General features: G+C 75.4%; 1 protein-coding gene. It reads right to left on the bottom strand.

What is annotated here, in order from left to right; all coding sequences use genetic code 11:
• Positions 1–399 (bottom strand): hypothetical protein (locus AC1DCP_RS26595; RefSeq protein WP_476774898.1); only part of this gene is annotated, 399 nt, incomplete at both ends.

Raw genomic sequence — 399 nt, 5'->3', positions numbered from 1 at the left:
GCCATCGACTGGCGCGTGCGGCCGGCGGGCACCACCGTGGTGGCCAGCGGCGTGCCGTCACGGTCGGCCAGCCACAGCGTCTGTTGCAGCAGTTGCGGGGCGCGGCGACCCGGCACGGTCTGCGAGGCGGTGCCGGTCACAGCGAGCACGTAGCGGTCGCACGCGCGGCTGGCGTCGCGGCACATCGACAGGCGCACCTGCTGGGCCATCTGGCGCAGCGCCGGCGCACCGGCGCCGCGTTGCTGCCACAGCGAGCGGGCCACGTCGAAGCCGTACTGCGCGCCGTTGAGTTCCTCCACGCACACGCCCACGGCGTTGGCGCTGTCGGTCAGCGAGCGCAGCACATCGTCGGCGCCGGCACGCTCGGTCTGGGCTGGCTCGGCGGCGCTGGCCTGGCGG

This window comes from Agrobacterium sp. 10T429 (assembly GCF_056393925.1).
The sequence above is the reverse complement of the archived record's forward strand: the minus strand, read 5'-3'. Positions and strand labels throughout refer to the sequence as shown.